The organism is Brucella haematophila (assembly GCF_005938105.1).
In the GTDB taxonomy this organism is placed as follows: Bacteria; Pseudomonadota; Alphaproteobacteria; order Rhizobiales; family Rhizobiaceae; genus Brucella; species Brucella haematophila.
This window is the reverse complement of record NZ_VCPE01000009.1, coordinates 231,708-250,845: the sequence shown is the minus strand read 5'-3', so window position 1 is coordinate 250,845 and position 19,138 is coordinate 231,708. Positions and strand designations below refer to the sequence as shown.

Below are 19,138 nucleotides of genomic sequence, written 5' to 3'. Positions count from 1 at the left end.
TCCCGTCGCTCAGTTCGTCTTTGCCTTCTCATCGCCCGGCAGGACGTAATCCGTCCCTTCCCATGGCGAGAGAAAATCGAAATTGCGGAATTCCTGACGCAGTTCGACAGGTTCGTAGATGACGCGCTTCAGCTCGTCGCTGTAACGCACTTCCACAAAGCCGGTCAGCGGGAAATCCTTGCGCAGCGGATGGCCTTCGAAACCGTAGTCGGTCAGAAGGCGACGCAGATCCGGATGGCCGGAGAACAGCACGCCATACATGTCGTAGGCCTCGCGTTCGTACCATTCGGCACCCACGAAAACCGAAACCGCCGACGGAACCAGCGTATCTTCATCGGCCTGAACCTTGACGCGAATGCGCTGGTTCTGACGCGGAGACATCAGCTGATAGACCACATCGAAGCGATTGGCGCGCTGCGGATAGTCAACGCCGGAAATGTCCGTCAGATTGACGAACTGGCACTGCACATCGTCACGCAGGAAGGTCAGAACGCTGATAAGGCTCGTCACCGGCACGCAAAGCGTCAGCTCGCCATAGGCCAGCTTCGCCTCTTCGATTGCATCGCCGAGGCGTTCTTTGATGTAGCCGGAAAGTTCACCGAGAGCTTCTTCGCTCATTTCCCTAACTTCCTTATTTAGAACTCACACTGCACTTGCCTTGGGAGACTTTTGGGAGAAATCCCACGCGGCGGTGTCAGTCGAACCCTAACAAAACCTGTATGGCGCAAACCGGTCCAAGGACCGGATTAACGCTCGATCGTACCCGTGCGACGGATCTTCTTCTGGAGAAGAAGGATGCCGTAAAGCAGAGCTTCCGCGGTCGGCGGGCAGCCAGGCACATAGATATCGACCGGAACCACGCGATCGCAGCCACGAACCACCGAATAGGAATAGTGGTAGTAGCCGCCGCCATTGGCGCAGGAACCCATCGAGATCACATAGCGCGGCTCAGGCATCTGGTCGTAGACCTTGCGCAGAGCGGGCGCCATCTTGTTGGTCAGCGTGCCTGCAACGATCATCACGTCGGACTGACGCGGAGAAGCGCGCGGTGCGATACCGAAGCGTTCGGCGTCGTAGCGCGGCATGGAAATGTGCATCATTTCCACAGCGCAGCATGCGAGACCGAAGGTCATCCACATCAGTGAACCGGTACGCGCCCAGGTGATCAGAGCGTCAGCAGATGTGACGATGAAGCCCTTGTCGGACAGTTCGCTGTTCAGATCGTTGAAGAAAGCATCGTCGGAGCCGACGGGCTTGCCCGTACGTGGGTCAAGAATGCCCTTCGGCTGCGGAGCCACGAGTGTGGTGTTGGCTGTGGTCAATCCCATTCCAGCGCTCCCTTCTTCCATTCATAGATGAAGCCGATGGTGAGGACGCCAAGGAACAGCATCATCGATGCAAAGCCGAACCAACCGATGGAACCGAAGGACACAGCCCACGGAAACAGGAAGGCGACTTCCAGATCGAAGATGATGAAGAGAATCGACACGAGATAGAAACGAATGTCGAATTTCATACGGGCGTCATCGAAGGCATTGAAGCCGCACTCGTAAGCTGAAAGCTTTTCCGGGTCTGGCTGTCTATATGCGACGAGGAACGGCGCAACCAGAAGGGCTACACCGATTACCATTGCGATGCCGAGAAAGATGACAATCGGCAAATAGGAACTTAAAAGCTCGTTCATGATCCTTTATCCGGCTTGAATACGAGGCTGCGCCGCCTGTCATAAGCTTTTTGAAGCCCACGACCATGCGACACATTGCATCTGTTGCAACCTCGTCGCCCCAAGCAGCTTCAAAAGGCATGCCGTGCGAACTAAGCGCTTTCGCGGGGACGGTTAGCGCAGCCCGCGTTGAAGCGCAACCCCTCCAGCGCCTTCAGGTGGGCATAGTCGGGTCGAGATCCTTAATAAGGTGTCGCCTCAAGCCCGAATAACCCGGCTGAACCCGTTCAGCCCCCATGCTGGCGCAATAAGATCATAATTTTGTGAGGCAATGTCTCACGATGCATTCTCGCTGACAACAGCAAAGAGAATCATCGCCTATATTAATAAAGCGCGCCTACACGCCGTTCTCTGCGCCGCGGAACGAGAGATAAATATAAGCGTGCCGCGACAAAATGATCTCCCTCCCCCACCATCGCAAATCCAGCTTCCGAAAACGCCCCGCCGTGACACGCGCAAAATTTCTTTCGTGCAGGCAGCAATATGGAGAATGGAAATAGTCCGGCACGCTCGCAGTGCGCCAAGCCATGCCTTCAGATCGACAGGAAAGACTTTATCATAAGGACATTGTTTGGAATCAGAATCGAAGGGAGGTCACATATGCAGCATTTTCTGCTCACCGGCGGCGACCTTCTTGTGATCGGCGTGATCGTCCTTTCGGTCGCCTATCTCTCCTGGAAACAATTCTCCCGATAAAAGAGCGCTTGCTCAAGCACGCATCCGAACCAGCCGACGGGTCAAATCCGTCTGCGCGAGTTTGGGGGTCTCTTTTGGCTATCTCAGGGAAGAGTTTTACAAAATGGCGTGGAGCGCCACTTTCAGTTCAACAGTGCATTTGATTGTGTTGAAGGAAAGTGGCGCGAGTGACGGGGCTCGAACCCGCGACCTCCGGCGTGACAGGCCGGCACTCTAACCAACTGAGCTACACCCGCGCATTTTTTCAGCCCGTAGGCTTCAGTCACCACCGTCGTTTCCGGCGGTGTGAGCGGTCGTTTAAGGGGTTCGCGAACAAGTGTCAAGCGCATGTTTGGAGAAGAATTGTGATATTCTGTAATTCATACACAGGCTGTGCGAAACGCCTTGCAAACAGGGCCGTGAGAATAAGCCCGTGGCGCAATAGCGAGCAAAGGCTTGCACGATAAAAAGCTCGAAAAGGGAAAGGAATCAAGAGGCGTGGAGCGCCACTTTCAGTTCAACAGTGCATTTGATTGTGTTGAAGGAAAGTGGCGCGAGTGACGGGGCTCGAACCCGCGACCTCCGGCGTGACAGGCCGGCACTCTAACCAACTGAGCTACACCCGCGCATTTTTTTCAGCCCGTAGGCTTCAGTCACCACCGTCGTTTCCGGCGGTGTGAGCGGTCGTTTAAGGGGTTCGCACACAAGTGTCAAGCAAGTGCTGAAAAGAAAGCAAAAGAATTTTCGTCTTTCTTTCAAAAGACCGGTTTTCCCGGCCTTTTCAAAGACATCCTGTTATCCACATCGCTCCGTCCCGCCACCGAGAAGAGGCCGTCCAGCGTGGTGAATCACATGGTGCTTCGATATATCTGCCCGTTCACCGCATCTTGTGATTCATAATGCTAGCAAAAGCGCGGACTCAGGCGACAATTCCCTCCATTCCATGTATCCATGCTTCACTGATCCTTTTAGCCGCCCCTGCGTGCAGAAAAGGATCGGGATAATATGAAGATCGCGTCGCGATAGGCTGACTTGCTGCAATAGCAAGCGGAAAGGAATTGAGATGAGCTGGACACCCCATGGACAACACCTGATAGCTGGCGAGTGGGTTGCGGGGGAGACGACGTTCGCTTCGACACCGGCGACAGGTCCATCGCATGAGTTTGCAGTCGGTACGCCCGCTCTGGTAGCGCGCGCCTGCGAGGCAGCGGAAGACGCCTTCTGGACTTATGGTTATACAAGCCGTGAAGAACGCGCCCTCTTCCTTGAAGCCATTGCCGACGAAATCGAAGCGCGTGCTGCTGCCATCACAGAAATCGGCACGCAGGAAACCGGCCTTCCGACCGGACGTCTTGAAGGCGAGCGCGGACGCACCACCGGCCAGCTACGCCTTTTTGCCAATCATATCCGCAAGGCCGATTATCTCGACCGTCGCATCGATGAGGCCCTGCCCGACCGCAAGCCTGCCGCGCGTCCGGAAATCCGCCTGATGCAGCGTCCTATCGGCCCGGTTGCCGTTTTCGGCGCTTCCAATTTTCCGCTCGCCTTCTCGACAGCCGGTGGCGACACCGCTGCCGCCCTTGCCGCGGGCTGCCCGGTGGTTGTGAAGGGCCATTCCGCCCATCCTGGCACTGGCGAGATTGTCGCTGACGCTATTCAAGCCGCCATTGCCAAGACTGGCATGCCGAAGGGCGTGTTCAGTCTCATTCAGGGCGGTGACCGCAAGGTCGGCGAAGCACTCGTCACGCATCCCCTCATAAAGGCAGTCGGCTTTACCGGTTCGCTCGGCGGCGGTCGCGCTCTGTTCAATCTGTGCGCACAGCGCCCGGAACCGATTCCTTTCTTCGGCGAGCTTGGCTCGGTCAATCCGATGTTCCTGCTGCCGGAAGCCATGAAGGCACGCGCCTCGTCGCTCGGCGAAGGCTGGGCTGGATCGTTGACCATGGGTGCCGGTCAGTTCTGCACCAATCCGGGCATTGCTGTGGTTATCGATGGCTCGGAAGCCGACAGCTTTGTGCAGTCAACCCGCAGCGCTCTGGAAAAGGTTGCGCCGCAGGTCATGCTGACCGATGGCATTGCCAAGGCCTATCAGGACGGCAAGGCGCATTTCGACAGCCGCAACTCCGTCAAGCCGGTGCTGACCACCGAAAGCAAGGGGCGCGAAGCTTCGCCCAATCTCTATGAGACGACTGGCGAAGCTTTCCTTGGCGACCACACCATTGGTGAGGAAGTATTCGGTCCGCTGGGCGTTGTCGTTCGCGTCAAGTCGGTTGATGACATGGTGCATCTGGCCAAAGGCTTTGAAGGCCAGCTGACCGCGACCCTGCATATGGACAAGGACGACGCCGCAGACGCGCGCAAGCTTCTGCCGGTTCTGGAGCGCAAGGCCGGACGCGTTTTGGCCAACGGTTTCCCGACCGGCGTGGAAGTCGTCGATTCTATGGTTCATGGCGGCCCTTACCCGGCCAGCACGAATTTCGGCGCGACCAGCGTCGGAACCATGTCCATCCGCCGCTTCCTGCGCCCCGTCAGCTATCAGAACATCCCCGCGGATGTGCTGCCTGCTGACCTCGCTTAATAAGCTATGGATGCAGCCGTCGTTCCATTCGGGGGTAGACGGCTGCATCCCGATTATGATTGCCGGCAGTCGATGAGTTTCGACAGATCGGCCAGCTTCTGCTCATTCCAGAATCATCACCGCTGTAATAATTTGGCGTCTTCGATTGCGATAGATTCTGGGGGGCATCGCTATGAACAGCACACTCGACATTACGCTCAACGCAGCCATACAAGATCAAAGGACGGTCGACGACAATCGCCGCAGCATAGCGCCGTTGCTGGACGGTATGTCTATCCGTGAAAGCGTTCGTCACAACGACGACCGGGGAAGTGTCACAGAAATATATGATCCTCGTTGGAACTGGCATCCAGATCCGCTCGTATTCTCCTATGCATTCACGATACGTCCAGGTGCTGTCAAAGGATGGGGCCTCCATAAGCAACATGAAGACCGGTATTTCGTGATTAGTGGTGAACTGGAGCTGGTTCTGTTCGACCCACGTCCTGAATCCAGCACCTATAACAAGATTTGCAAGGTCTATCTGTCAGGCGCGCAGCCGAAACTGGTCAATGTTCCGAAATTCGTCTGGCACGCAGATCACAACATCGGAACTACCGAGCTCGTCGTCATTAATTTCCCGACAATCCAGTACGACCACAGCAAGCCTGACAAATACCGTCTACCGCTGGATACCGATTTGATTCCTTATGATTTCGGAACAGCAAAGGGATGGTAGACGCGCCACTATTCTCGATCTTGATGCCAACGCACAGCCGCCTCGACGTCATTCGATATGCCATTCAGTCCATACTAAATCAGTCAGTTAGCGATTTTGAACTGCTCGTCGTCGGAGACGGCTGCGCGCCGGGAACGGCAGATGTCGTTCACGCGTTCGATGACCCACGCATACGCTTCTTCGACCTCCCTAAAGCGCCGCATTTCGGTTACGCAAACCGCAATATCGCCCTGCGGCAATCACGTGGTCGATTCATCGCTTTCATGGCAGATGACGATCTGGTGCTGCCGGACCATCTGGCAATATTACGCGACGGTTTGGACAGTGGAAGCGCCCTCGCCTACACGCAAGCCGTTTGGGTTTCCACCGATGGCGTGGCCGCTCCGTTTCTCACAAATCTCGAGCTTCAGGACGAGCTTGAGATATTCATGAACCAATGGAACTCGATACCGGCCAGTTGCTTCGCTTATCGTGCGGACATATTGCCCAAGAGAGATGCTTGGCCGGAGGATGTGGCCTCAGCGGCAGACTGGCGGTTGTGGCACGCGATTATTAAAGCGGCTCCCGACAATCCTCTCGTCTATTGTCGTATCCCGACTGTTCTTCATTTCTCCGCAAAATGGAAACAGTCACGAAATTCACTGATGCCACAACTCGCCACGTTTCTAGACATTGCAGATAACGCCGCATGGTGGCCGAAGTCGCTGAAAGCACAGATACCGCCTGAGACGACCGAACAAACGATCTATGCCGCGCTTCTGGAAAATTCGTCGTGGACGGCAACATTCCGGCGGGATGCAACTGATCTTATTGGTAGAATCGCCTGGGACGATATTGGAAATCTGCGTCCGGAGCTGAACCGCAATAAGATACGGTCTGAACAACTGATGCAGTCGAATGCGCAGATTGTTAGTATGGACGAAGCTTATACCGCGCTGCAAATAGAACTCGATATGCGTTTGCAAGACCTTGAAGCCAAATCTGCACAGCTTGCCGATTTGGAACGAAAGCTGCAACAACATGCAATCGAGATTGCTCAATTGCGCAATTCCAAGTCGTGGAAATTAACGAAGCCTCTTCGGGACATTGTCAGTTTCATTCGCAGGTAGTTGTCCCTCAAATTGCACATGGAGAGACCACTCGTTACTCTTGCACAAACAATAGGCCATTCGAAAAGCGCCTAAATATGGTTCGACCTTCAAAAATCGAATTTGAATATCACCTTTGTTGGAGCAAAACTGCGTTTGCCATTTCATCAGCAGTAGGCTCATGCCTTTTTGGCGGTGAACATGATGCCGGGGCATACAAAAGAACAACGCAGCCCCCTTGAGCATCTCACACGGTTTCGGGTTCGCGGGGGGCAGGCCATGCTCAAAACCGACTTGCCCGACGATGCGGGCTCTTACAGGATTCACACACAGGCGGACTTTCAATACAGTGCATCGCTGGATTGGGCCTATCGATGCAGCATGGGTCTGCTCAAATATCCGCTCAATGAAGCCATATCCTATCAGCTTGTCTCGATGAGCAGTGCGTCACAAGCGGATCGGGCCGGGCCGATCGAATATCGGCCAGACGTGCTTTGCTTCCGCAATACGCATGAATGGTATCTCGGCCAGACTACAGCCTATATTTCGGAACTTCAGGAAGCGCCGACGCCCCTTATCGCGTGGCTGTGCAGATATATGGTCAAGGGCCATGCAGTCGCCGTGCATGAGGTCACCGACCTGCCTCGCACCGAGCTAGCAATTCAGGTCGAGTTTCTGCGTCAGAGCAATAAAAGTGTGCTTAGTGTGCCGGTGTTTCACGACGACAGGCTGTGCGGTATCATCGGCTTCGATACGACCGTCGCCAACAATATCTGGCCGACCTACGAAGTGAGTGCACTGCATGTCATCGACGTAGATCGCAGAAAGATCGATAAATGGCAGGTCAGGATGCGGTCGATTGACAGTTCATGGCCGGTATCACGATCCTATAGAAAACAGCTGCGTGAGCGCATGGGCATATGAAGGCGGAGAAGGCGTCTACACTGAAAGCTGTCTCAAAAGTCCAAGTCAGTCGGCATGAACCGTTTCCGCAAGCCGCGCACGTTCGCGCAAACGGAAGCTGCGGGGTGTCTCCCCGGTGGAATTCTGGAAAAAACGCGAGAAATAGGCCGGGTCGGAAAAGCCGAGCGAATAGGCGATGTGCTGCACCGAGGATGGCATTGCGATGAGGTCGCGTTTGGCCGTATCGATCAGCTTATGTGCAATCATATGTTGCGTCGTTTCTCCCGTCAGCTTTCGCACCAGCCGGTTGAGATGGGTCGGCGACAGGCCGAGCGTATCCGCATAAAAGGCCACCGGACGATGTTCCCGATAATGACGGTCGATCAGCTCCAGAAGTTTTTCAACGCGTGCGTCGCTATAAGCCGCGCGCCCGTCTTCAGCTTGTAGCTCGCTCAATGCCGGACGTGAGACGAGAACGATCATCGTCTTGAGCATGGATTCCAATATACTGTTTTTATATGGCTTTCTGGAATAGAACTCTGTCTGGATCCGGTTGACCGTCAGAGCAGCCAGCGCACAATCTTCCGCAGCAGCGTCCTCCATCGCGACAAGGCGTGGCCCATGCAGCCAGGCCGCAAAGGCGCTTCCCGGACGGTCGCTGACAAAGGGCATCTGTGGGCGCAGAACCGTAATAATATGGCCGGTAATATCGCGCGAGAATGAAAACCCGTGATTGAATCCGGGTGGAACCAGAATAGCGCATGGCGTGCGGAAACTATGAACCACGCCATTGAAACTGGCATTGCCCGCGCCGCTTTGAATGTACAGGAATTGAAAGAAATTCTCGTGCCGGTGCAGTTCGATTTCAAACTGATGCAAGCTGGATCGTGAGTAAAGCGTTTCGCAATGAAGCCAAAAATCCGGCTTTTTGTCGGTTCCTTCCCCGTAGAGTTCGTAGGTAGGAACCTCAATACGCATCATTCTTCTCCAGCAATAATGTTCGATTTGTACAATTTATTGCAGCAAGAATCCATTGCCAGTTTGAGGCTGTTTCAAAGAATAAAGGGCATTCGTTGCGTTGGGAGGAAATCATGCGCACCAAAGTGGCCATTATTGGTTCAGGTCCGTCGGGCCTGTTGCTCGGACAGCTTCTGACGCGCGCTGGTATCGACAATGTCATTCTCGACCGCGCCAGCGAAAGCTATATTCTTGGCCGCGTTCGCGCCGGTGTGCTGGAAGAAGGCACGGTGCGCTTGATGGAAGAAGCAGGCACTGCTGAACGCCTGCATCGCGAAGGCCTGCCGCATGATGGCTTCTCGCTCGCCTTCGACGGGCGCGATCACCGCATCAACCTTCATGCCCTGACCGGCAAACGCGTGACCGTTTATGGCCAGACGGAACTGACGCACGATCTGATGGATGAACGGCATAAATCCGGTACTGTCGGCATTTATGAAGCGTCGAACGTCACGCCGCATGATTTCGACGGCTCTTCGCCTTACGTCACCTATGAGAAGGATGGCATCACGCACCGCATCGACTGCGATTTCATCGCCGGTTGCGACGGTTATCACGGTGTCAGCCGCAAATCGGTGCCGGAAAAGGCGATTACCTCTTTCGAAAAAGTTTATCCGTTTGGATGGCTTGGCATTCTGGCAGATATCCCGCCGGTCGATCATGAACTGATCTATGCCAATCACGAACGCGGCTTTGCGCTGTGCTCTATGCGCTCGGAAACCCGCAGCCGCTATTATCTCCAGTGCTCGCTGGACGAAAAGATAGAGGACTGGAGCGACGACCGGTTCTACGACGAATTGCGTCGCCGCCTCCCCGAAAACCATGCCGAAGCCCTGGTGACGGGCCCCTCGTTTGAGAAGTCCATCGCCCCGCTCCGTTCTTTTGTTGCCGAACCGATGCGTTTCGGAAAACTGTTCCTTGTGGGCGATGCCGCCCATATCGTGCCGCCGACGGGTGCCAAGGGTCTCAATCTGGCGGCAAGCGATGTTCACTACCTGTTTGAAGGTCTGCGCGAGTTTTATCTCGACAAATCCGCGGCGGGCGTTGATGCCTATTCGGTCAAGGCGCTGGCGCGCATCTGGAAAGCGGAGCGCTTTTCATGGTCGATGACGAAGATGCTGCATCGCTTCCCCGACATGGAAGCCTTCGACCAGAAGGTGCAGGAAGCGGAGCTGGACTATATCAGCCATTCCCATACGGCATCGACCGCACTTGCTGAAAACTATGTAGGATTGCCGTTCTAAATATAAGCTCTCCAACATCCGGCGCGCTGTTCTGTTCTTAAGCGGCGCTCCTTCATGCTTAGCAATGCGCATCAGGCTTGAACGTGAGGATATATCCGACTTAAATCCTCCCAAGAAAGTCTGTGCGCAACGGTGTTGAATCATTTCTTATTTGGACATTCCCATAACCAATCGGTTATGATTTCGACCAACAATATCATTTTACATAAACAATCAGATCGACATTCTATTGCGCATCCCGAAAGGCGGAAAACGGTTTTCGGAAAAGATGCGCGTTAGAGCAAAAACTGAGACGCACCGAGCTGAGACCATCAGATCGGAACGCGCTCTGGAGAAAGGTCATTCCCTGTGGCGCTGCGACGGTCAGGCGCGGGAATGATGGGCAACTGGGAGGAGAATATGAAGAAATTAGCACTCACCGCATTGGCGGTTTTGTCGCTCACCGCATCGGCGGCTTATGCCGATGTGGTTAAGGTTGGCGTGATCGGTCCATTTTCGGGACCATTCGCTATTCAGGGCAAGAATTTCAAGGCCGGTATCGATGCCTATATGGCAGAGAACGGCAACAAGATCGGCGACGATACGGTGGAAGTCGTCTATCGCGACGTGCCGCAGGCTGATCCGGCGCAATCGAAGGCGCTGGCACAGGAACTCGTTGTCAAGGAAGGCGTCCAGTATCTGGCCGGTTTCTACTTCACGCCCGATGCCATGGCTGTCACGCCGATCCTCAAGCAAGGCAATGTGCCGATGGTGGTGATGAATGCCGCCACGTCTGCAATCGTGACCAAGAGCCCCTATGTGGTGCGCACGTCGTTCACGACCTGGCAGACCTCCACGCCTATTGCCAAAGTGGCACTCGACAAGGGCGTGAAGAAGGTCATCACTGTGGTGAGCGATTACGGTCCGGGTGTTGATGCAGAAAACGCTTTCAAGGCCGCATTCACCGATGCTGGCGGCGAAGTGGTCGAAGCCATTCGCATGCCGCTTGCCACCAATGATTTCAGCCCGATCATGCAGCGCATCAAGGATTCCGGTGCGCAGGGCGTTTTCGCCTTCCTACCGTCTGGTCCCACCACGCTCGGCTTCATGAAAGCCTATGTCGATAATGGCTTGAAAAATGGCGGCGTACAGCTTTTTGCGCCGGGCGACCTGACGCAGGAATCCGACCTTCCCGCTCTCGGCGAAACGGCGCTGGGCGTATTGACCACCTTCCACTATGCAATTTCGCACGATTCTCCTGAAAACAAGAAGTTCGTCGAAGAAGCCCGCAAGGCAATCGGCAATCCTGCCGAACTCTCGTTCCCGGCTGTCGGCGCTTATGACGGCATGCACGTCATCTACAAGATGATCGAGGCCACCGGCGGCAAGAAGGATGCGGAAAAGGCTGTGGAAGCTGTTAAAGGCATGGAATGGGTCAGCCCGCGCGGCCCGGTTTCCATCGATCCGGAAAGCCGTCACCTGACGCAGAATATCTATCTGCGTGAAGTCGCCAAGGCGGATGACGGCACCTACTACAACAAGGAAATCCAGACCTTCGAGAAGCAGGGCGATCCGGGCCTCAAGGCCAAGTAGTCTGTTTGCTTCATGGTTCAGCCCGCCTCTCATTCGATAGAATATGAGGCACTTGCGCTCCCGGACTATTTTCGGGAGCGACTTTCTCTTCGAGAGGTTCCTGATTTAACAGAATCGTTGGAACCGCTCTATCTCGTTGTTTTCGCGCATTATCCTACGCAAAACCGCTACGCACTTTTGCTGGAAATGCTCTGGGCCTCGGGCCAGAGAAACAGTCTAGAGCGGTTCCGGTTAAAACGGAATCGTGGAACCGCTCTATCTCGTTGTTTTACGCATTGTCCTACGCAAAACCGCTACGCACTTTTGCTGGAAATGCTCCAATAGGATTACTCAATGCAGACTGTGCTCAGCATTGCCATCGATGCCCTTGCCTATGGCATGGTGCTCTTCGTCATCTCTATCGGCCTTTCTGTCACCATGGGTCTGATGCGCGTTGTCAATCTGGCGCATGGCGCCTTTGCGATGATCGGCGGCTATTTCGCGTCTTATGCCGCGCAACAGCTTGGCCTCAATTACGGCTTTGCCATCATCATCGCCGTTATCGGCACGATGATCATCGCGGTACCCGTGGAACGGCTGCTCTATCGTCGCATTTATGGTGCGCCGGAGCTGACGCAGGTTCTGATGACCATCGGCATCACATTCTGCATCATCGGCCTGACCAACTATATTTTCGGCCCGACGCTGAAGACGATTCCGCTGCCGGAAATGCTGCGCGGCTCGATCGACCTTGGCTTTCGCTCTATCGCCAAGCACCGCGTTTTCGCCATTGGCTGCGGTCTCGCCGTTGCTGTTGGCCTCTGGTATATCGTCGAGCGCACCGCCTTCGGCGTGAAGCTGCGCGCTGCCGTCGATAATGCCAATATGGCCGCGGCTCTCGGTGTTCGAACCGAAATCGTCTACGCAGTCAGCTTTGCACTCGCCATCGGTCTTGCTGCATTTGGCGGTGTCGTCGGCGCAGAACTGCTGCCGGTCGAACCTTATTATGCGCTGCGCTATATGGTGACGTTCCTCGTGGTCGTTTCTGTCGGCGGTGCAGGTTCCATTCCGGGCGCTCTCATCGCCTGTCTCCTGCTTGGAGCCATCGACACAACAGGTCGCTATCTCGCGCCTGAATATGGCGAATTCTTCTTCTATCTGGCGGTGATCGTGATCGTTACCCTGTTCCCACGCGGCCTTGCCGGAAGGTTGGCCAAGAAATGACCGACATGTCGCAAACCCTCCCCCAAACCCGCAAGTCCTATGCAGGCCTGATCGGCGTCATCGCCATCATTGTGGCCAGTGTCATCGGCTGGTTCCTGTTTCCTGACAATCTGGCGCTGCTGACTCGCATCATCGCCATCGCGCTTCTTGTGCTCTCGCTCGATCTGGTCACCGGCTATTGCGGCATCGCAACGCTTGGCCATGCCGCATTGTTCGGCGCGGGCGCCTATGGCGCCGGCATTGCCGCAGCGCATTTCGGCGTGACCGATCCGCTGCTCATGACGCTGGTCGGCCTTGCCGCCGGCGCTGTCACCGGGTTGATTTCCGGCGTCGTCATTTTGCGCGCGCACGGATTGGCGCAGCTCGTTTTGTCGATTGCCGTGGTGCATCTTTTCCATGAAGCCGCCAATAAGGCATCTGAGTGGACAGGCGGCAGCGACGGCCTGAGCGGCATTTCGCCCGATCCGATTTTCGGTGTCTTCGAGTTCGATCTCTATGGGCAAACTGTCTATATTTACGGCATCATCCTGCTGCTCGTCTCCTTCATTTTCCTGCGCTATGTCGTGCGCTCGCCTTTCGGCATGTTGTGCCGCGGCGTGAAGGAAGACCCCATCCGCATTCATGCCATGGGCGCATCGGTTCATTCGGCGCAGCTTCGCATGTATGTCATCTCCGGCGCTATTGCTGGCATCGGCGGCGCACTGAACGCTATTTCCACGCAGGTTGTGGGTCTGGACAGCCTCAGCTTCACCATGTCGGCGGAAGCGCTGGTCATGCTGGTTCTGGGCGGCACGGGCACGCTGTTCGGCGGGCTGATTGGCACCGTCGTCTTCATGTGGTTTGAAGATCTGGTCTCTGCTGCCAACCCGTTTCACTGGCTTACCATGGTTGGCGCATTGCTGATCCTCGTGGTGCTGTTTGCCCCGCGCGGTCTCTACGGCACCGCCGTCCATTATTTCGAGAAGCGGAAGGCGCGCAATCCATGAGCACCGTGTTTGAAGTTTCAAAACTGCGCAAGAATTTCGGCGGTCTGGCGGTCACAAACGACGTTTCGCTCAGCATGGCCAAGGGCGACCGCGTCGCCCTGATCGGGCCAAACGGTGCAGGCAAGACCACCTTCGTCAATCTCGTGACCGGCAACCTTCCGGCAACCTCGGGCACGGTGACACTCGGCGGCGAAAATGTCTCGAAACTCAACGCCATGCAGCGCGTGCGGCGCGGTCTGGTGCGTTCGTTTCAGGTCACGCGCCTTTTCTTCGATATGACGCCAGAGGAGCATGTCGCGCTTGCGATTTTGCAGCGCGAAGGCAAGACGGGCCGCATTCTCGGTGACTATCATAAAATGCCGGGCGTGATGGATGAAGTGCGCGATATTCTCGACACACTCGGCCTGTTACCGCTCAGCCAGCTGCGTGTCAGCCAGATCGCTTATGGCCAGCAACGATTGCTGGAAATCGCGCTGGCATTGGCGCTGCGTCCAAAGGTGCTTTTGCTGGACGAACCTGCTGCTGGTGTGCCGCAAAGCGATACGGGCCGCATCGAAGAAGCGCTCGACCGCCTGCCCGCCGATCTCGCCGTTCTCATGATCGAGCACGACATGGATCTGGTTTTCCGCTTCGCAAAACGTGTGGTCGTTCTGGCCGCAGGAACAGTGATTTTCGACGGACTGCCGCAAGATGTCGTGCAGGATACGCGCGTCCGTGAAGCCTATCTGGGGAGCTATGCGCAATGAGTGCAGCCTCGCTTGAAATTCGCAACCTTTCTTCCGGCTACGGCCCGACGCGAGTTATCGAAGATGTGTCATTCAAGGCGGAACCCGGATCGAGACTGGCCATATTGGGGCGCAATGGCGTCGGCAAGACCAGTCTCTTCGCGACCATCGCAGGGCAGACCCGTCGCTATGGCGGCGAAATCCTGTTGGGTGGCCAGAATATCGCGACACTGCCGTCAGCTGCCCGTGCGCTTGCCGGTCTTGGCTATGTGCCCCAGACCCGCGACGTATTCCCTACACTTACCGTGGAAGAGAATCTGTTCGTCGGCTTGAAGAAGCGTCCCAAGGACGCGCTTGAGGAAGCCTATGCAATGTTCCCGCGCTTGAAGGAGCGCCGCCGCAATCTCGGCTCGCAGCTTTCGGGTGGCGAACAGCAGATGCTGTCGACGGCCCGCAGTATTCTCGGCAAGCCGACGGTACTGCTGCTGGACGAGCCACTCGAAGGCCTCGCACCGGTTATATGCGAAGAACTGATGGCAGCCTTCTCAGCTTTGGCGCAGAAAGGTGACATGACAATCCTGCTTGTCGAGCAACGCATCCAAAGCGCGCTCGATTTCGCAGATCATGTCATCATTCTGGAGCGTGGCCGCATTGCCTGGTCTGGAACATCGAAGGAACTGTCCGACGATCATCATGCTGTCGAGGAACATCTCGGCGTCGGCGGGCTTCACTAGAGCCAGCCCGGTTCAGCCCAGTCTGCGATCAAACACGCTTATGGCGCATCTTCCGCGCGTCATAAGCGTCGGCATTCTTGTACCAAGAATCGGTTCGTAACGCGCCGAAGGAACGAACGGCTCCACAGCGCCTCTCCTGCATCAACAGCTGGTATCGAGCTGCCAGAGTAAGCCTGCATCAGACGACACGCATGAGCGTTGAAGCGCTTAATATCTTGTGTTTTCAAGGAGATAAGTGGTGGGCGATGAGAGACTCGAACTCCCGACATCTTCGGTGTAAACGAAGCGCTCTACCAACTGAGCTAATCGCCCGACTGATTTGTCAGTCGCGTGAGAGCCGTTTAGGCAATTCGCACGCCAAGCGCAAGAGCAAATTTCGTCAATTCTCACAGTTTCGACCATTTTTCCAAAATGCCCGAATTTGACACGCCATCAGTCGCCCTAGTTTAGCCAGCTGAGCGAATGTCACCGACCCTTCAAGGAAACGAGGCTGGTTCTGATATCCGTCACCCAAACATAATGTATCTCGGCACAAGATCAGGAAAACAGATAACCTAAAGGGCAAATATGACGCGGATTTAAAAACCAGAAGAATTTAATTCTATTATATCACATTTCACTAATTAATCTTTCTTGAATTTTCTCGATTGGAAAAATCGCATTATCTCGTCATGCATTTGAATCATGGAGAGGAATTATAATGCGTAATATCGTTCGTGTTTCTTTGACCGGCCTGTTTCTCGGGGCAAATCTTACAGCTGCCTTTGCACAGGCAACGCCTGAACAGATGGAAATGGCCTATAATGCTGCCCGCAATCAGCTGGGCGTGCTGACCTATTGCAAGGACAAGGGCTATACCGATGGTGCAGCCATTGAAATCCAGAACAAGCTGCTTGGAATGATCCCCCCTCCGGCCGACACCTCCAAGGCTGAAGCTGCGGAAGAAACCGGCAAGCAGGGCAAGGTTTCCGCCATGGGTATGGAACAGGATATTGCCACCAGCGCGAAGGCGCAGAATGTTTCCGAAGAAAAGCTGTGCCAGACCATGGCTGACGCCGTGAAGCAGGCTGGCGCGCAGCTCCCCAAGTAAGCGCCGACCCTATCGAAAACGAACCCCGCCCAGTGCGGGGTTTTTGTTCATCTGGCCTTTCGCTGATGGCACAGCCCGCCCAAGTTTTAATGCAGTGGCGTCAATCTTGCTAATTCAGCAATTTATTAAGCATACAGGGCGCTTATCTTCTGTTTACCATGCAACTTAAGAGCGCAAAAAGAATTGCCCGTGTAATTTGCCCCCAGGTCAAGACGACCAGCTAATAAAAGCAGAGTCTCAGGAGCAACACATGTCCAAGCTTTTCTCGCGTTTTCGCAAAAATGAATCCGGTGCAACCGCTATTGAATACGGTCTGATCGCCGCTCTGATCGCAGTCGTCATCATCGGTGGCGCAACCACCCTCGGCTCGACCATCAGCGAAAAGTTCACCGAAATTGCCGGCAAAGTTGAAAGTGCAGGCAAGTAATTCTTAAAATCGGCTTTGAGACAATCAAGGCTCACACTAAACAGCCGCCCCCTGTGGGCGGCTGTTTATTTATTCCGGCCAGGAGTTATCGGAACATGTGGTTCCACTCAATGTTAATAAGTATCCTCAGCCGAGAGAGAACAGCAAAAAGAATATAGCTATCACTCTGCAATCTTTGTTGATTTTGCCGCTTGAAACGCTTTCGGCATACTACCAAGTGAATAGGGTTCGCTGAAAAATGGTGCGTTAATTGCTGCGCCGTTTTCGGCCTTTCAAGGAGCGACAGCCATGTCATTAAAATCACTTCTGATCGCCGTCGGCATTGGCATATCGGGACTAACGCTCACCGGGTGTGTGTCCGAAGGCTATTATGGCGGCGGTTATTACGACCCATATTATGTGCAGGGCAGCTATATCGGCACTGGTGTCGTTTATGACAGCGGCGGCTATTACCGCAACTACCCGCGCTATTATCGGGACTCGCGCTACCGCGATTACCGCTATCGTGACCGCGACCGTCGTCCGAATTACAACAGACCGGACAGACCACGCCCGCCGCAGGGTGAACGCCCTCGTCCCCCACAAGCCGAGCGTCCATCGCGACCACGCCCGGAAGTAAGGCCGCCTTCAGGCAACAGCGGGCCTCGCGCCTATATCCGGCCGAGAGGCGACGAGCCGCGGTAAATCCCAGAATCAAAAAGGCTGCGAGTTTCGCAGCCTTTTCTTTTGTCAGAGCTTGATCACATATTCCTTGCGGGTGGTTTCCAGTACATCCCAACTACCCTTGAAGCCCGGGCGGATGACAAAGCTGTCGCCCGCCTTGACTTCCTGGCTCGCTCCGCCCTCCTCGCTCACAATCGAGCGACCAGACAGAATGTGACAGAACTCCCATTCGTCATATTCGATCCGCCATTTTCCGGGCGTGCTTTCCCAGATGCCAGCAAAGAGCGTGCCTTCGGCATTTTCTTCCAGATTCCATGTACGGAATTTGGGATCACCGGAAAGAACGCGCTCCGGCAGCGGAGCGCCCTCTTCCGGTTCTATACCTGTCAGTTCGAAGTCGAGAAACCGGCTCATCCGATCAGACCTTGGCCAGAGCCTGTTCGATATCGGCGATGATATCGTCTGCATCTTCAATGCCGATCGACAGACGCACGACGTCCGGTCCAGCGCCAGCCGCCACCTTCTGCTCGTCGCTTAGCTGACGATGCGTGGTCGAAGCCGGATGGATAACCAGCGAGCGGGTGTCGCCAATATTGGCGAGCAAAGAGAACAGGTCGAGGCTGTCCACGAATTTCACGCCTGCATCGTAGCCACCCTTGAGACCAAAGGTGAAAACCGAACCAGCGCCCTTTGGCGAATATTTCTGCTGAAGCGCATGATATTTGTCATGCGGCAGTCCGGCATAATTCACCCAGGACACCTTCTCATGGCCATGCAGCCAGGTCGCAACCTTCTGCGCATTATCACTATGGCGCTGCATGCGAAGCGGCAGAGTTTCAACACCTGTCAGGATCTGGAACGCATTGAACGGAGAAATCGCCGGACCGAAGTCACGCAGTCCCAGCACGCGGGCCGCAATGGCAAAAGAGATATTGCCGAAGGTCTTGTGCAGTTCGAGACCGGCATAATCCGGGCGCGGTTCGGTCAGAAGCGGATAATTGCCCGATTTCGCCCAATCGAAGGTGCCACCATCGATGAGAATACCGCCCATGGAATTGCCATGACCGCCGATAAACTTGGTCAGCGAATGCACGACAATATCTGCACCATGTTCAATCGGGCGCACGAGATAGGGTGAAGCCAGCGTGTTGTCGACGATCAGCGGCAGACCATGCTTATGGGCGATTTCGGCAATCGCTTCGATATCCACGACAATGCCGCCCGGATTGGCGAAGCTTTCAATGAAGATTGCGCGCGTCTTGTCATCGATCTGCTTGGCAAAATCGGTCGGGTTGGTGGCATCCGCCCAGCGCACTTGCCAGCCGAAGGATTTAAAGGACTGGCCGAACTGGTTGATCGAACCGCCATAAAGCTGGCGCGCGGCGACAAAATTATCGCCCGGCTGCAACAGCGTATGAAAAACGAGCAGTTGCGCGGCATGCCCCGATGCCGTTGCGACGGCCGCTGTACCACCTTCCAGCGCGGCAATGCGCTCTTCCAGCACGGCCGTCGTCGGATTGGTGATGCGCGTATAGATGTTGCCGAATGCCTGAAGGCCGAACAGGGCAGCAGCGTGATCCGCATCTTCGAACACGAAAGACGTCGTCTGATATATCGGCGTTGCGCGCGCGCCCGTCGTCGGATCTGGCTTTGCGCCTGCATGAACGGCCAATGTTTCTATGCCGGGTGAGCGTTTGGACATTTATTCCTCCTGATAACGAATGCCACTCTTTGAGAGCGGACGTTAGGCTTTGCCCCAAAGAAAGCAAAGGAGGAATTTTTCGAGCCACAG

General features: G+C 55.2%; 19 protein-coding genes and 3 tRNA genes. 13 read left to right on the top strand and 9 right to left on the bottom strand.

Annotated elements, in window-relative coordinates; genetic code table 11:
- Positions 1 to 9: 9 nt before the first annotated feature.
- The 5 genes from FGI60_RS15135 to FGI60_RS15110 all read right to left on the bottom strand — a co-directional run bounded on the left by FGI60_RS15135 (position 10) and on the right by FGI60_RS15110 (position 3,024).
- A complete protein-coding gene (locus FGI60_RS15135; protein WP_078338424.1) occupies positions 10 to 618 on the bottom strand; it encodes an NADH-quinone oxidoreductase subunit C in 609 nt (202 codons plus the stop codon).
- Positions 619 to 746: 128 nt separating this feature from the next.
- Positions 747 to 1,328, bottom strand: a complete 582-nt coding sequence (locus FGI60_RS15130) for a NuoB/complex I 20 kDa subunit family protein (RefSeq protein ID WP_078338423.1) — start codon at positions 1,326 to 1,328, stop codon at positions 747 to 749.
- A complete protein-coding gene (locus FGI60_RS15125) occupies positions 1,319 to 1,684 on the bottom strand; it encodes an NADH-quinone oxidoreductase subunit A (RefSeq protein WP_078338422.1) in 366 nt (121 codons plus the stop codon). Before FGI60_RS15125 ends, FGI60_RS15130 begins: the two co-directional genes overlap by 10 nt.
- Positions 1,685 to 2,578: 894 nt before the next feature.
- A tRNA-Asp gene (locus FGI60_RS15115) sits at positions 2,579 to 2,655 on the bottom strand.
- Positions 2,656 to 2,947: 292 nt separating this feature from the next.
- Positions 2,948 to 3,024 (bottom strand) — tRNA-Asp (locus tag FGI60_RS15110).
- A 437-nt stretch (positions 3,025 to 3,461) separates the two neighbouring features.
- On the opposite strand from FGI60_RS15110, the gene FGI60_RS15105 reads away from it, so the two are divergent.
- The 4 genes from FGI60_RS15105 (at position 3,462) to FGI60_RS15090 (ending at position 7,706) form a co-directional block, all read left to right on the top strand.
- Positions 3,462 to 4,976: an aldehyde dehydrogenase (NADP(+)) gene (locus tag FGI60_RS15105; RefSeq protein ID WP_138785902.1), complete on the top strand. Its 1,515-nt coding sequence runs from the start codon at positions 3,462 to 3,464 to the stop codon at positions 4,974 to 4,976.
- Between the two features lie 172 nt (positions 4,977 to 5,148).
- Positions 5,149 to 5,694 carry a polysaccharide biosynthesis C-terminal domain-containing protein gene (locus FGI60_RS15100; protein ID WP_138785901.1) on the top strand — a complete coding sequence of 182 codons (546 nt, stop codon included), beginning with the start codon at positions 5,149 to 5,151 and terminating at the stop codon, positions 5,692 to 5,694.
- Complete coding sequence (locus tag FGI60_RS15095; RefSeq protein WP_138785900.1) at positions 5,688 to 6,803, top strand: glycosyltransferase family 2 protein; 1,116 nt, start codon at positions 5,688 to 5,690, stop codon at positions 6,801 to 6,803. The genes FGI60_RS15100 and FGI60_RS15095 overlap by 7 nt, the downstream gene beginning before the upstream one ends.
- A gap of 258 nt (positions 6,804 to 7,061) precedes the next feature.
- Complete coding sequence (locus FGI60_RS15090) at positions 7,062 to 7,706, top strand: hypothetical protein (protein WP_171058779.1); 645 nt, start codon at positions 7,062 to 7,064, stop codon at positions 7,704 to 7,706.
- 45 nt (positions 7,707 to 7,751) lie between these two features.
- On the opposite strand, the gene FGI60_RS15085 is transcribed toward FGI60_RS15090, so the two are convergent.
- Positions 7,752 to 8,663 (bottom strand): helix-turn-helix domain-containing protein, encoded by a 912-nt coding sequence (locus FGI60_RS15085; protein ID WP_138785925.1) that lies wholly within the window; start codon positions 8,661 to 8,663, stop codon positions 7,752 to 7,754.
- A gap of 113 nt (positions 8,664 to 8,776) precedes the next feature.
- Here FGI60_RS15085 and pobA point away from each other — a divergent pair, with 113 nt between their 5' ends.
- From pobA to FGI60_RS15055, 6 genes are all read left to right on the top strand, one after another.
- Positions 8,777 to 9,946 (top strand): 4-hydroxybenzoate 3-monooxygenase, encoded by a 1,170-nt coding sequence (pobA, locus tag FGI60_RS15080; protein ID WP_138785899.1) that lies wholly within the window; start codon positions 8,777 to 8,779, stop codon positions 9,944 to 9,946.
- A 399-nt stretch (positions 9,947 to 10,345) separates the two neighbouring features.
- Positions 10,346 to 11,518, top strand: coding sequence for an ABC transporter substrate-binding protein (locus FGI60_RS15075; RefSeq protein WP_138785898.1), 1,173 nt, complete (start codon positions 10,346 to 10,348; stop codon positions 11,516 to 11,518).
- A 333-nt stretch (positions 11,519 to 11,851) separates the two neighbouring features.
- A complete protein-coding gene (locus FGI60_RS15070) occupies positions 11,852 to 12,721 on the top strand; it encodes a branched-chain amino acid ABC transporter permease (protein WP_138785897.1) in 870 nt (289 codons plus the stop codon).
- On the top strand, positions 12,718 to 13,707 hold the full coding sequence (locus FGI60_RS15065) for a branched-chain amino acid ABC transporter permease (protein WP_138785896.1): 990 nt from the start codon (positions 12,718 to 12,720) through the stop codon (positions 13,705 to 13,707). The genes FGI60_RS15070 and FGI60_RS15065 overlap by 4 nt, the downstream gene beginning before the upstream one ends.
- On the top strand, positions 13,704 to 14,453 hold the full coding sequence (locus FGI60_RS15060; protein ID WP_078340536.1) for an ABC transporter ATP-binding protein: 750 nt from the start codon (positions 13,704 to 13,706) through the stop codon (positions 14,451 to 14,453). Before FGI60_RS15065 ends, FGI60_RS15060 begins: the two co-directional genes overlap by 4 nt.
- Complete coding sequence (locus FGI60_RS15055; RefSeq protein ID WP_138785895.1) at positions 14,450 to 15,166, top strand: ABC transporter ATP-binding protein; 717 nt, start codon at positions 14,450 to 14,452, stop codon at positions 15,164 to 15,166. The genes FGI60_RS15060 and FGI60_RS15055 overlap by 4 nt, the downstream gene beginning before the upstream one ends.
- A gap of 236 nt (positions 15,167 to 15,402) precedes the next feature.
- Here the strand turns inward: FGI60_RS15055 and FGI60_RS15050 are convergent.
- Positions 15,403 to 15,478, bottom strand: a tRNA-Val gene (locus FGI60_RS15050).
- Positions 15,479 to 15,866: 388 nt separating this feature from the next.
- Here FGI60_RS15050 and FGI60_RS15045 point away from each other — a divergent pair.
- From FGI60_RS15045 to FGI60_RS15035, 3 genes are all read left to right on the top strand, one after another.
- Positions 15,867 to 16,256, top strand: a complete 390-nt coding sequence (locus FGI60_RS15045; RefSeq protein ID WP_138785894.1) for a pore-forming ESAT-6 family protein — start codon at positions 15,867 to 15,869, stop codon at positions 16,254 to 16,256.
- A 250-nt stretch (positions 16,257 to 16,506) separates the two neighbouring features.
- The gene (locus tag FGI60_RS15040) at positions 16,507 to 16,683 is read left to right on the top strand and encodes a Flp family type IVb pilin (protein ID WP_138785893.1); all 177 of its coding nucleotides are present in this window, start codon (positions 16,507 to 16,509) and stop codon (positions 16,681 to 16,683) included.
- A 288-nt stretch (positions 16,684 to 16,971) separates the two neighbouring features.
- Complete coding sequence (locus tag FGI60_RS15035) at positions 16,972 to 17,367, top strand: hypothetical protein (RefSeq protein ID WP_138785892.1); 396 nt, start codon at positions 16,972 to 16,974, stop codon at positions 17,365 to 17,367.
- A gap of 45 nt (positions 17,368 to 17,412) precedes the next feature.
- Here FGI60_RS15035 and FGI60_RS15030 read toward each other — a convergent pair whose 3' ends face one another.
- Together FGI60_RS15030 and FGI60_RS15025 are read right to left on the bottom strand one after the other, a co-directional pair.
- Complete coding sequence (locus tag FGI60_RS15030) at positions 17,413 to 17,760, bottom strand: cupin domain-containing protein (RefSeq protein ID WP_138785891.1); 348 nt, start codon at positions 17,758 to 17,760, stop codon at positions 17,413 to 17,415.
- 4 nt (positions 17,761 to 17,764) lie between these two features.
- Positions 17,765 to 19,048 (bottom strand): O-acetylhomoserine aminocarboxypropyltransferase, encoded by a 1,284-nt coding sequence (locus tag FGI60_RS15025; protein WP_138785890.1) that lies wholly within the window; start codon positions 19,046 to 19,048, stop codon positions 17,765 to 17,767.
- Positions 19,049 to 19,138: the final 90 nt, after the last annotated feature.

Bases quoted from the DNA above. Each gene is read 5' to 3' on its own strand.
- FGI60_RS15055 (WP_138785895.1), top strand. From the start codon at position 14,450: ATGAGTGCAGCCTCGCTTGAAATTCGCAACCTTTCTTCCGGCTACGGC.
- pobA (WP_138785899.1), top strand. From the start codon at position 8,777: ATGCGCACCAAAGTGGCCATTATTGGTTCAGGTCCGTCGGGCCTGTTG.
- FGI60_RS15035 (WP_138785892.1), top strand. From the start codon at position 16,972: ATGTCATTAAAATCACTTCTGATCGCCGTCGGCATTGGCATATCGGGA.
- FGI60_RS15095 (WP_138785900.1), top strand. From the start codon at position 5,688: ATGGTAGACGCGCCACTATTCTCGATCTTGATGCCAACGCACAGCCGC.
- FGI60_RS15075 (WP_138785898.1), top strand. From the start codon at position 10,346: ATGAAGAAATTAGCACTCACCGCATTGGCGGTTTTGTCGCTCACCGCA.
- FGI60_RS15130 (WP_078338423.1), bottom strand. From the start codon at position 1,328: ATGGGATTGACCACAGCCAACACCACACTCGTGGCTCCGCAGCCGAAG.
- FGI60_RS15090 (WP_171058779.1), top strand. From the start codon at position 7,062: ATGCTCAAAACCGACTTGCCCGACGATGCGGGCTCTTACAGGATTCAC.
- FGI60_RS15030 (WP_138785891.1), bottom strand. From the start codon at position 17,760: ATGAGCCGGTTTCTCGACTTCGAACTGACAGGTATAGAACCGGAAGAG.
- FGI60_RS15025 (WP_138785890.1), bottom strand. From the start codon at position 19,048: ATGTCCAAACGCTCACCCGGCATAGAAACATTGGCCGTTCATGCAGGC.
- FGI60_RS15070 (WP_138785897.1), top strand. From the start codon at position 11,852: ATGCAGACTGTGCTCAGCATTGCCATCGATGCCCTTGCCTATGGCATG.
- FGI60_RS15135 (WP_078338424.1), bottom strand. From the start codon at position 618: ATGAGCGAAGAAGCTCTCGGTGAACTTTCCGGCTACATCAAAGAACGC.
- FGI60_RS15100 (WP_138785901.1), top strand. From the start codon at position 5,149: ATGAACAGCACACTCGACATTACGCTCAACGCAGCCATACAAGATCAA.
- FGI60_RS15085 (WP_138785925.1), bottom strand. From the start codon at position 8,663: ATGCGTATTGAGGTTCCTACCTACGAACTCTACGGGGAAGGAACCGAC.
- FGI60_RS15045 (WP_138785894.1), top strand. From the start codon at position 15,867: ATGCGTAATATCGTTCGTGTTTCTTTGACCGGCCTGTTTCTCGGGGCA.
- FGI60_RS15060 (WP_078340536.1), top strand. From the start codon at position 13,704: ATGAGCACCGTGTTTGAAGTTTCAAAACTGCGCAAGAATTTCGGCGGT.
- FGI60_RS15125 (WP_078338422.1), bottom strand. From the start codon at position 1,684: ATGAACGAGCTTTTAAGTTCCTATTTGCCGATTGTCATCTTTCTCGGC.
- FGI60_RS15065 (WP_138785896.1), top strand. From the start codon at position 12,718: ATGACCGACATGTCGCAAACCCTCCCCCAAACCCGCAAGTCCTATGCA.
- FGI60_RS15105 (WP_138785902.1), top strand. From the start codon at position 3,462: ATGAGCTGGACACCCCATGGACAACACCTGATAGCTGGCGAGTGGGTT.
- FGI60_RS15040 (WP_138785893.1), top strand. From the start codon at position 16,507: ATGTCCAAGCTTTTCTCGCGTTTTCGCAAAAATGAATCCGGTGCAACC.